Raw genomic sequence first — 10,572 nt, forward strand, 5'->3', positions numbered from 1 at the left:
GACGCGAAGATCGACGAGCCCGGGTCCGACCAGCAGCCGGTGATACTGCTGGTCGGTTCGAGCGGCGGGCACCTGGCCCAGTTGCTGGCCCTGCGGCCCTGGTACGAGACGTGGCGACGGTGCTGGGTCACCTTCGACACACCCGAGGCGGTGTCGCTGCTCGCCGGGGAGGACGTGGTCCCGGCGTACCATCCGACCACCCGTAACGTGCGCAACCTGCTGCGCAACGCGGTGCTGGCGGCCCGGGTACTGCGCCGACGCAACGTGGCGGCGGTGGTCACCACCGGCGCGGGCGTGGCCGTCCCGTTCGTGGTGCTGGCCCGGCTGCGCCGGATCCCGACCGTCTACATTGAGGTCTACGACCGGATCGACACGCCGACGCTGACCGCCCGGCTGTGCCGCCCGTTCCTGTCGGCGATGCTCGTGCAGTGGGAGGAGCAGCGCCGCCAGTACCCGGAGGCCACCGTCGTCGGGACGCTGCTGTGAGCGCGGCCGGCGACGCGCACCGGGTCGCGCCGGTACGCCCGCGTCCCGCCCGGACCGAGCCGGGCCGGGTGCCGGCGCCACGCGGGCCGCACCCGGACGGCCGGACCCGCATCCTGGTGGCGGTCGGCACCGACAAGCACCCCTTCGACCGGCTGGTCGACTGGCTGCGGGACTGGCACGGCGAGGTCGCCGGCGAGGTGGTGCTGACCGTGCAGCACGGGCACACCCGCGCCGACGGGCTGCCCGACGCGGTGCCGTTCCTCGGCCACGCCGAGTTGCAGACCGCGATGGCCGGTGCCGACCTGGTGGTCTGCCACGGCGGGCCGGCCACCATCCTGGAGGCGCGTCGGCACGGGCACCTGCCGATCGTGGTGCCCCGCGACCCGACCCGGGGCGAGCACGTCGACGACCACCAGTTGCTGTTCGCCCGCCGACTCGGCACGGCCGGGCTGGTGGCGCTCTGCGAGTCCCGGCAGGAGCTGCGCGACGCGCTCGCCGCCGGGCGGGCCGACCGGTCCCGGTTCGCCGTGACGGTCGACGCCGAGGCCGCCGAGGGGCAGCGGGCCGCGGTCCGCCGGGTGGGGACCATCGTCGAGGAGTTGGTGGCCGAGGCCGCGCAGCGGCGTCACCGGCCGTGGTGGCGGCCGTGGCGAACGCCCGGTCCGAACGGAAGGCGGAACCGATGACCTCCTACCCGAGCGTGAGCGCCGTGGTGCCCACCCGGGACCGTCCCGAGCTGCTGCGGGCCGCGGTCCGCGCGATCGTGGCGCAGGACTATCCCGGCCCGGTCGAGGTGGTCGTGGTCTACGACCAGTCCGAGCCGGACCCGTCGCTGGTCAACCTGTCCGGCCCGGACCGGACGGTCCGGGTGGTGACCAACACCCGTACGCCGGGGCTGGCCGGGGCCCGCAACTCGGGCACGCTGGCGGCCACCGGCGAGCTGATCGCCTTCTGCGACGACGACGACGAGTGGCTGCCCGGGAAACTGCTGGCCCAGGTCGACGCGCTGAACGCGGTGCCCGGCGCCGAGTTCGTGAGCTGCGGCATCCGGGTCACCTATGACGGGCACACCGTCGAGCGGGTGCTGGACCGCGACTCGATCAGCCTGGCCGACCTGCTGCGGGACCGGATGACCGAGCTGCACCCGTCGACCTTCGTGATCCGCACGGCCGCGTTGCGGGACGGGTTCGGGCTGGTCGACGAGGAGATCCCGGGCAGCTACGCGGAGGACTACGAGTTCCTGCTCCGGGCCGCCCGCAGCGCCCCGCTGGTCAACCTGCGTACCCCGTACGTGACGGTGCGCTGGCACAAGCGGTCGTACTTCGCCCAACGCTGGGACACCATCTCCGAGGCGTTGCAGTGGCTGCTGGAGCGGTATCCCGAGTTCGCCACCCAGCCGGCGGGGGAGGCCCGGGTCGCCGGGCAGATCGCCTTCGCCCGGGCCGCCTCGGGAGACCGTCGCGGCGCCATGCGCTGGGCACGGCGCACCATCCGCCGCAACCCGCGGGAGCCCCGGGCGTACCTCGCACTGGCCGTGGCCGGACGGGTGGTCCGCGCCGACGCCGTGCTGCGCACGCTGCACAAGCGCGGCCGGGGCATCTGACCGACCGGGACCCGTCGCGCCGTTCGCCGCGTCCGCAGGGCGGGACGCGGCGGGCGGTGCGCGTCGGCGGGCACCCGGCGTGACAGACTGGCCGCTGTGTTGCGCTGGTTGACCGCAGGAGAATCACACGGGCCCGCTCTCGTCGCGATGCTGGAGGGGGTGCCGGCCGGGATCGAGGTGACCTCCACCGAGGTCGCCGGGGAGTTGGCGCGTCGCCGGCTCGGCTACGGCCGAGGCGCGCGGATGTCCTTCGAGCAGGACGAGATCGAGATCATCGGCGGCCTGCGGCACGGCGTGACGCTGGGCAGCCCGGTCGCGATGCGGGTCGGCAACTCCGAGTGGCCCAAGTGGCGCACCGTGATGGCCGCCGACCCGGTCGACCCGGAGGAACTCGCCCGGCAGGCCCGCAACGCCCCGCTGACCCGGCCCCGGCCCGGTCACGCCGACCTGGCCGGCATGCAGAAGTACGGCCACACCGACGCCCGGCCGATCCTGGAACGGGCCAGCGCGCGGGAGACCGCCGCCCGGGTGGCCGTCGGCACGGTGGCCAAGGCCCTGCTCCGCCAGGCCCTCGACGTCGAGATCGTCTCGCACGTGGTCGAGTTGGGGCCGGTCGCCGTCAAGCCGGGGCTGCGCCCCCGGCCCGAGGACGCCGAGCGCATCGACGCCGACCCGCTGCGCTGCCTCGACCCGGAGGCGAGCGCCCGGATGGTCGCCGAGGTCGACGCCGCGAAGAAGGCCGCCGACACCCTCGGCGGCGTGGTCGAGGTGCTGGCGTACGGCGTACCGCCGGGGTTGGGCAGCCACGTGCAGTGGGACCGCAAGCTCGACGCCCGACTGGCCACCGCGCTGATGTCGATCCAGGCGATCAAGGGTGTGGAGATCGGCGACGGCTGGCAGCAGGCCCGGTCCCGGGGCTCCGAGGCGCACGACGAGATCATGCCGACCGCCACCGGTGTCCGCCGGGTCACCGACCGGGCCGGTGGCCTGGAGGGCGGCATCACCACCGGCGAGCCGCTGCGGGTCAGGGCCGCGATGAAGCCGATCTCCTCGCTGAACCGTGCCCTGGCGACGGTGGACGTGACCACCGGCGAACCGGCCACCGCGATCAACCAGCGCTCCGACGTCTGCGCGGTGCCCGCCGCCGCCGTCGTCGCCGAGGCGATGGTGGCGCTGGTGCTGGCCGAGGCGGCGGTGGAGAAGTTCGGTGGCGACTCGGTCGCCGAGATGCGGCGCAACCTGGCCGGCTACCTCGACGCACTGGTGATCCGGTGACCGCTTCGACCCGCCCGGTCTGTGTCCTGGTCGGTGCGCCAGGCTCGGGCAAGACCACCGTCGGGCAGGGGCTGGCGGCCACGCTCGGGGTCGAGTTCCGCGACACCGACGCCGACATCGAACGCCTCGCCGGCAAGCCGATCCCGGAGATCTTCGTCGACGAGGGCGAGCCGCACTTCCGCGCCCTGGAACGCGCCGCGGTGGCGGCGGCACTGGCCTCCTGCTCCGGCGTGCTGGCCCTGGGCGGTGGCGCGGTGCTGGCCGAGGAGAACCGGGCGGCGCTGGTCGGGCACCGGGTCGTGCACCTCTCCGTCGAGCTGCCCGACGCGGTCAGGCGGGTCGGCCTCGGTGCCGGACGACCGCTGCTCGCGATCAACCCCCGGGCCACCCTGAAACACCTGATGGACCAGCGTCGGCCGCTCTACACCGAGGTGGCCACCCACACGGTGGTGACCGACGACCGGACGCCGGAGGAGATCGTCGCCGAGATCGCGCAGCTCTTGCGCACGGAGGGTTAGGTTCCCGCGATGGACGAGGTGACCCGGATCCCGGTCGGCGGCGAACGGCCGTACGACGTACTCGTCGGGCGGGACCTGCTCGACACGCTGCCGGGCCTGCTGCCCGACGCCACCCGGGTGGCGGTGCTGCACACCGCGTCGCTGAAGGAGTCGGCCGACGCGATCGGTGCCCGGCTGGCCGGGGCCGGCGTGACGCCGCTGACGATCGAGGTGCCGGACGCCGAGGCCGGCAAGCACGTCGACGTGGCGGCGCACTGCTGGGACCGGCTCGGCGAGGCCGGCTTCACGCGTACCGACGCGGTGGTCGGGCTCGGCGGCGGCGCCGTCACCGACCTGGCCGGCTTCGTGGCCGCCTGCTGGCTGCGCGGGGTCCGCTGGGTGCCGGTGGCCACCTCGCTGCTCGGCATGGTCGACGCGGCGGTCGGCGGCAAGACGGGCATCAACACCGCCGCCGGCAAGAACCTGGTGGGCGCCTTCCATCCGCCGGTCGGGGTCCTCGCCGACCTGACCACGCTGGACAGCCTGCCTCAGGTCGAGTTGGCCGCCGGCATGGCCGAGGTGGTCAAGTGCGGCTTCATCGCCGATCCCGCCATCCTCGACCTGGTCGAGCGTGATCCGGCGGCGGCGACCGACCCGACCGGCCCGGTCGTCCGGGAACTCATCGAACGCGCGATCCGCGTGAAGGCCGACGTGGTCGCCGGAGACCTGCGCGAGTCGGGCGTACGCGAGGTGCTCAACTACGGGCACACCCTCGCCCACGCGATCGAGAAGGTCGAGGAGTACCGCTGGCGGCACGGCCACGCGGTCGCGGTCGGCCTGGTGTACGCCGCCGAGTTGGCCCGGCTGGCCGGGCGTCTGGACGAGCCCACCGCCCGCCGACACCGTGACGTGGTGACGGCACTCGGCCTGCCCACCGACTATCCGGCCGACGCCTGGCCCCGGCTGCTGGCCACCATGCGGGTCGACAAGAAGGCCCGGGGCAGCCGCCTGCGTTTCGTGGTGCTCGACGGGTTGGCCCGCCCGGCCATCCTCGAAGGCCCCGACGACGAGCTGCTCTTCGAGGCGTACCGCGCGGTGTCCCAGTGAGTGCGAGGAGTGAGCCGGGGTTGCGAGCCCCGCAGTCGCGAACGAAAGCAGGCTCAGCATGAAGGTCTACGTGTTCAACGGGCCGAACCTGGGGCGGCTGGGCACCCGGCAGGTCGACGTCTACGGCATGACCAGCTACGCCGACCTGGTCGAACTCTGCGAGTCGACCGGACGGGAACTGGGACTCAGCGTCACCGTCCGGCAGACCGACGCCGAGCACGAGTTGCTCGGTTGGCTGCACGACGCCGCGGACGAGGGTGCGGCCGTCGTCCTCAACCCGGCCGCGTGGTCGCACTACTCGATCGCCGTCCGGGACGCCTGCGCCCTGCTACGCGCCCCGCTGGTCGAGGTGCACATCTCCAACATCCACGCCCGGGAGGAGTTCCGGCACCACTCGGTCGTCTCCGCGGTGGCCACCGGGGTCATCTGCGGGCTCGGCGTGGACGGGTACCGCCTGGCGCTGCACCACCTGGCCACCCACCTCGACCAGGACGGCTGACCCACCAGGGCGCTCCTGCGCTGACCCGTGGACCATGACGACGACCACGGGTGATGGTCGTACTGGGTGATCGTCTCGGGGTGGCGGTTCCTGGTGGCCCGGGCCACGCTACTGACCGTGACGAACGAATGGCGGATTGGTCCCCGTTGTCTCATCCATCGTCGCCCGTCGGGGCTGCCGGATCGGGGGTCGCGGGGTGGGTGGGACGGCGGCGGGCAGCGGGTCGGGCGGCGGCGAGTAGACTTGTCAGGTCTGTCCGCCAGCTGATGATCAAGGCAGGAAATGGCCACCACCAACGACCTGAAGAACGGCCTGGTACTCAACCTCGACGGAGAGCTCTGGGCCGTCGTCGAGTTCCAGCACGTCAAGCCCGGTAAGGGTGGTGCGTTCGTGCGTACCACGCTGAAGAACGTGCTCTCCGGCAAGGTCGTCGACAAGACCTTCAACGCGGGCACCAAGGTCGAGACCGCGACCGTGGACAAGCGCACCATGCAGTACCTCTACGCCGACGGCGAGGACTTCGTCTTCATGGACATGGAGACGTTCGACCAGATCACGGTGCCCGGCGGGACGGTGGGCGAGGCCGCCAACTACCTGCTCCCCGAGGCCGAGGCGATCGTGGCCACGCACGAGGGCGTTCCGCTGTACATCGAGCTGTCGACCTCGGTCGTGCTCGAGGTCACCTACACCGAGCCCGGCCTCCAGGGTGACCGTTCGACCGGCGGCAACAAGCCGGCGACGGTGGAGACCGGCGCGACCGTGCAGGTGCCGCTCTTCATCACCACCGGCGAGAAGATCAAGGTCGACACCCGCGACGGCCGTTACCTCGGCCGCGCCTGATGGCCGAGGGTCCCAAACAGCAGATGCCGGCGCGCCGTAAGGCGCGCAAGCGGGCGCTGGACGTGCTCTTCGAGGCCGACCTGCGTGATCGTCCGCCGGTGGAGGTGCTCGCCGGCTACATCGAGCGGCTCGACAAGCCGCATCCCGACCATCTCGGGTACGCGGTCGGTCTGGTCGAGGGCGTGGCCGGGAACCTGGACCGGGTCGACGAGCTGATCGCCAGCTACGCCGAGGGTTGGACGCTGGACCGGATGCCGACGGTCGACCGGAACCTGGCCCGGATCGCGGTCTACGAGCTGCTCTACATCGACGAGATCGACGACGCGGTGGCGATCAGCGAGGCGGTGGAGCTGGCCCGGCAGATGTCGACGGACGACTCGCCGCGCTTCCTCAACGGCCTACTCGGCCGCATCGCGGAGTACGCGACCCGCTGAGCGCACCGGCCGGGCGACGGCGAAGCCGCGCCGACGGGCCGGACGACGACAAAGGGGCCCATGCCGGATGGCAGGGCCCCTTTGTCGTCAGGGGTGTCAGGAGGCGAAGAACGCCCGCGGGTCGGCGACCAGCACACCGTGCTCGGTCAGGCGCTCGATCAGGCCGGACGGGGAGGCGTCGTAGACGATGGCGAGGGCGCGCAGGTCGTCGGCGCGGATCGACAGCACCCGACCGTTGTAGTCGCCCCGCTGCTGCTGGATGGCGCGGGCGTACCGGGCGACGTAGGCGAGCTCCTCGCTGGCCTCGTCGTAGAGCCGCTCCAGGTCCAGCACGATCTTGCTGGTGGGCTCGTGCCGCACTCCACTGCCGTCGGGCAGCAACTCCGAGACGGGAACGCGGTAGAACTCGGCCAGCTCGGCCAGGCGGGACACGGTGACGGCACGGTCGCCGCGCTCGTACGAGCCGACCACCACCGCCTTCCAGCGCCCGTTCGACTTCTCCTCCACGCCCTGCAGGGACAGGCCCTGCTGCTGGCGGATGGAGCGCAGGCGGGCGCCCAGAGACTTGGCGTATTCAGAGGGCATTCGGACACTCCCAGTGCTGCTCGGGGTTCTCCCAGCGATCGCTACGGAGCGTGACGGTACGGGGATTCGTACACCCGGTCAAGTGGTCGAGACCCACCGGTTGGACGCTCGGGGCGAGTTGTCCCGTTCTGCCCGCTGAACCGATACGCGTGCGGTCACACCGTGCGTGGCCGGGACCACTCGCTCCCAGGGGTGATCGCGGCGACGACCACTGGTAACGTGGCCGAAGCCCCTCCGCCGGCCGATCTTGACCGGTCCGGAGTACCCGACGTCCTTTAACGACCCGTCCCGTGAGGCGGGGAAGGAGGTCCGCCGTGGCCTACCCACCGGCTGCCCAATCGTCGCCGCCGCGACAACCCTCGGTGAAGGTGATCCTGACCAGCGCCGACGTGCAACGCGTCGTCGACCGGATCGCGCACCAGATCCTCGAGAAGACCCAGGGCGCCGCAGACACCGTGTTGTTGGGCATCCCGACCCGTGGCGCGCCGCTCGCCCGGCGCCTCGCCGCACGGATCAGCGCCTTCGAGGACGTCTCCGTGCCGGTCGGCGTGCTGGACATCACGCTCTACCGCGACGACCTGCGCCGCAACGCCACCCGGGCGGTCGGCCCGACCCAGCTACCGGCCGGTGGCATCGACGGCATGCGGGTGGTCCTCGTCGACGACGTGCTCTTCTCCGGCCGGACGGTCCGCGCTGCGCTGGACGCGCTCGGCGACCTCGGTCGCCCGTCGTCGGTGCAGCTCGCCGTGCTGGTCGACCGGGGCCACCGGCAGTTGCCGATCCGCGCCGACTACGTGGGCAAGAACATCCCGACGGCCCTCGCCGAGAGCGTCAGGGTGACGCTCGCCGAGACTGACGGGACCGACGAGGTCCGGCTCTACGGGGAGGTGACCCAGTCGTGATCAGGCACCTGCTCTCCGGCGCCGACCTGGACGCCGAGACCGCGACCCAGATCCTGGACACCGCCGAGGAGATGGCCGCGGTGGCCGGGCGTGAGGTGAAGAAGCTGCCCGCGCTGCGGGGCCGGACGGTGGTGAACCTCTTCTACGAGGACTCCACCCGGACCCGGATCTCCTTCGAGGCGGCGGCGAAGCGGCTCAGCGCCGACGTGATCAACTTTTCCGCGAAGGGCTCCAGCGTCGCCAAGGGCGAGAGCCTGAAGGACACCGCGCTGACCCTCCAGGCGATGGGCGCCGACGCGGTGGTGGTCCGCCACCCCGCCTCCGGTGCCCCGCACCGGCTCGCCGACTGGGTGGACGGCTCGGTGGTCAACGCCGGTGACGGCACCCACGAGCACCCCACCCAGGCGCTGCTCGACGCGTACACGATGCGCTCCCGACTGGGCCGGCTGGCCGGCCTGTCGGTCGCGGTGGTGGGCGACGTGCTGCACTCCCGGGTGGCCCGGTCGAACGTGCTGCTGCTGTCCACGCTCGGCGCGAAGGTGACCCTGGTGGGGCCGCCGACGCTCATCCCGCGCGACATCGCCGCCGCCCTCGCCCCCGGCACCGACGTCTGCTACGACCTGGACGCGGTGCTGCCGTCGTCGGACGTGGTGATGATGCTGCGGGTGCAGCGGGAGCGGATGGGCGACTCCTACTTCCCGTCCGCCCGCGAGTACGCACGCCGCTACGGCCTGGACGGCCCGCGGATGCGCCGGCTTCCGGAGCACGCGATCGTCATGCATCCCGGTCCGATGAACCGGGGCATGGAGATCACGCCGGAGGTCGCCGACTCGCCCCGCTCCACCATCGTCGAACAGGTCGCCAACGGGGTCTCCGTGCGGATGGCCGTCCTCTATCTGCTGCTCGGGGGGAACAACCGGTGAACTCGTACCTGATCAGGAACGTCAGCGTGCTCGGTGCCGCACCGACCGACCTGCTGATCCGCGACGGCGTCATCGCCGAGGCCGGCGTGGGACTCTCCGCGCCGGACGCGACCGTGGTCGAGGCCGACGGGCTGGTCGCCCTGCCCGGCCTGGTCGACCTGCACACCCACCTGCGTGAGCCCGGCCGGGAGGACGCCGAGACCGTCGAGACCGGGTCGCGGTCGGCGGCGTTGGGCGGATACACGGCGGTCTGCGCGATGGCGAACACCTCGCCGGTGGCGGACACCGCCGGGGTGGTCGAGCAGGTGTGGCGGCTCGGCCGGGAGGCCGGGCTGGTCGACGTGCAGCCGATCGGCGCGGTCACCGTCGGGCTGGCCGGTGAGCGCCTGGCCGAACTGGGCGCGATGGCCGAGTCCGCCGCCCGGGTCCGGATCTTCTCCGACGACGGGCACTGCGTCGCCGACCCCCGGCTGATGCGCCGGGCACTGGAGTACGTCAAGGCGTTCGACGGGATCATCGCACAGCACGCCGAGGAGCCCCGGCTCACCGAGGGCGCGCAGATGCACGAGGGCGAGGTCTCCACCCGGCTGGGCCTGACCGGCTGGCCGGCGGTCGCCGAGGAGGCCATCATCGCCCGGGACGTGCTGCTGGCCGAGCACGTCGGCAGCCGACTGCACGTCTGCCACGTCTCCACCGCCGGCAGCGTCGAGGTGCTGCGCCAGGCCAAGGCCCGGGGGGTACGGGTCACCGCCGAGGTGACGCCGCACCACCTCCTGCTCACCGACACGCTGGTCGGTGGGGGAAGCGAGCTGGCCAGCCCCGAGGTCGCGGAGGGCTGGAGCCCGGCCGGGTCGTACGACCCGGTCTTCAAGGTGAACCCGCCGCTGCGGACCGCCACCGACATCGCCGCCCTGCGGGCCGCCCTGGTCGACGGGGTGATCGACATCGTCGCCACCGACCACGCCCCGCACGCGGTGGAGGACAAGGAGTGCGAGTGGGCGTACGCCCGGCCGGGGATGCTCGGGCTGGAGACGGCGCTGTCGATCGCGCTCGACGTGCTCGGCCCCGAGTGGGACCTGATCGCCGAGCGGATGTCCCGCACTCCGGCGCGGATCGCCGGGCTGACCGAGCACGGGCACGACCCGGTGCCGGGCGCCCCGGCCAACCTGACGCTGGTCGACCCGAGGGTCCGCCGGGTGGTCGAGCCGGCCGAGATGGCCAGTCGTAGCCGCAACACCCCGTACGCCCGGATGACGCTGCCGGGTCGCATCGTGGCGACCTTCCTGCGTGGCGAGGCGACGGTCCTGGACGGAAAGGCAGTCCGGTGAGTGCGAGAAACGCAGCGGAGCGGAGTACCGCAGTCGCGAACGAAAGGCTGGCTTCGGTGAGTGCGAGGAACGCAGCGGAGCGGAGTACCGCAG

The 10,572-nt window shown here is 72.5% G+C and carries 13 protein-coding genes; 12 read left to right on the forward strand and 1 reads right to left on the reverse strand.

Going from position 1 to position 10,572, the window contains the following annotated elements; genetic code table 11:
* Positions 1-9: 9 nt before the first annotated feature.
* The 9 genes from ACQVFL_RS10325 to nusB all read left to right on the forward strand — a co-directional run bounded on the left by ACQVFL_RS10325 (position 10) and on the right by nusB (position 6,741).
* On the forward strand, positions 10-486 hold the full coding sequence (locus ACQVFL_RS10325; protein ID WP_396698962.1) for a UDP-N-acetylglucosamine--LPS N-acetylglucosamine transferase: 477 nt from the start codon (positions 10-12) through the stop codon (positions 484-486).
* Positions 483-1,172, forward strand: a complete 690-nt coding sequence (locus tag ACQVFL_RS10330; RefSeq protein WP_396698922.1) for a glycosyltransferase — start codon at positions 483-485, stop codon at positions 1,170-1,172. Before ACQVFL_RS10325 ends, ACQVFL_RS10330 begins: the two co-directional genes overlap by 4 nt.
* Positions 1,169-2,089, forward strand: coding sequence for a glycosyltransferase (locus ACQVFL_RS10335; RefSeq protein ID WP_431729241.1), 921 nt, complete (start codon positions 1,169-1,171; stop codon positions 2,087-2,089). The genes ACQVFL_RS10330 and ACQVFL_RS10335 overlap by 4 nt, the downstream gene beginning before the upstream one ends.
* Before the next feature lie 96 nt (positions 2,090-2,185).
* The gene (aroC, locus tag ACQVFL_RS10340) at positions 2,186-3,364 is read left to right on the forward strand and encodes a chorismate synthase (protein WP_396698926.1); all 1,179 of its coding nucleotides are present in this window, start codon (positions 2,186-2,188) and stop codon (positions 3,362-3,364) included.
* Positions 3,361-3,882, forward strand: coding sequence for a shikimate kinase (locus tag ACQVFL_RS10345; RefSeq protein ID WP_396698928.1), 522 nt, complete (start codon positions 3,361-3,363; stop codon positions 3,880-3,882). The genes aroC and ACQVFL_RS10345 overlap by 4 nt, the downstream gene beginning before the upstream one ends.
* 9 nt (positions 3,883-3,891) lie before the next feature.
* Positions 3,892-4,968 (forward strand): 3-dehydroquinate synthase, encoded by a 1,077-nt coding sequence (aroB, locus tag ACQVFL_RS10350; RefSeq protein WP_396698930.1) that lies wholly within the window; start codon positions 3,892-3,894, stop codon positions 4,966-4,968.
* Between the two features lie 58 nt (positions 4,969-5,026).
* Positions 5,027-5,467 carry a type II 3-dehydroquinate dehydratase gene (gene aroQ / locus ACQVFL_RS10355; RefSeq protein ID WP_396698932.1) on the forward strand — a complete coding sequence of 147 codons (441 nt, stop codon included), beginning with the start codon at positions 5,027-5,029 and terminating at the stop codon, positions 5,465-5,467.
* 282 nt (positions 5,468-5,749) lie between these two features.
* Positions 5,750-6,307 (forward strand): elongation factor P, encoded by a 558-nt coding sequence (gene efp / locus ACQVFL_RS10360; RefSeq protein WP_117229183.1) that lies wholly within the window; start codon positions 5,750-5,752, stop codon positions 6,305-6,307.
* Between the two features lie 23 nt (positions 6,308-6,330).
* Positions 6,331-6,741, forward strand: coding sequence for a transcription antitermination factor NusB (nusB, locus tag ACQVFL_RS10365; RefSeq protein WP_396698933.1), 411 nt, complete (start codon positions 6,331-6,333; stop codon positions 6,739-6,741).
* Between the two features lie 96 nt (positions 6,742-6,837).
* Here the strand turns inward: nusB and bldD are convergent, their stop codons facing one another.
* Positions 6,838-7,326: a transcriptional regulator BldD gene (gene bldD, locus ACQVFL_RS10370; protein WP_117229180.1), complete on the reverse strand. Its 489-nt coding sequence runs from the start codon at positions 7,324-7,326 to the stop codon at positions 6,838-6,840.
* 314 nt (positions 7,327-7,640) lie between these two features.
* Between bldD and pyrR the strand changes: the two genes are divergently transcribed.
* From pyrR to ACQVFL_RS10385, 3 genes are read left to right on the forward strand one after another with little or no spacing between them, the layout of a single operon-like run.
* Positions 7,641-8,228 carry a bifunctional pyr operon transcriptional regulator/uracil phosphoribosyltransferase PyrR gene (pyrR, locus tag ACQVFL_RS10375; RefSeq protein WP_396698935.1) on the forward strand — a complete coding sequence of 196 codons (588 nt, stop codon included), beginning with the start codon at positions 7,641-7,643 and terminating at the stop codon, positions 8,226-8,228.
* The gene (locus ACQVFL_RS10380; protein WP_396698937.1) at positions 8,225-9,151 is read left to right on the forward strand and encodes an aspartate carbamoyltransferase catalytic subunit; all 927 of its coding nucleotides are present in this window, start codon (positions 8,225-8,227) and stop codon (positions 9,149-9,151) included. The genes pyrR and ACQVFL_RS10380 overlap by 4 nt, the downstream gene beginning before the upstream one ends.
* Positions 9,148-10,479, forward strand: a complete 1,332-nt coding sequence (locus tag ACQVFL_RS10385; RefSeq protein WP_431729242.1) for a dihydroorotase — start codon at positions 9,148-9,150, stop codon at positions 10,477-10,479. Before ACQVFL_RS10380 ends, ACQVFL_RS10385 begins: the two co-directional genes overlap by 4 nt.
* Positions 10,480-10,572 lie beyond the last annotated feature (93 nt).

The organism is Verrucosispora sp. TAA-831 (assembly GCF_050780145.1).
Classification (GTDB): domain Bacteria; phylum Actinomycetota; class Actinomycetes; order Mycobacteriales; family Micromonosporaceae; genus Micromonospora.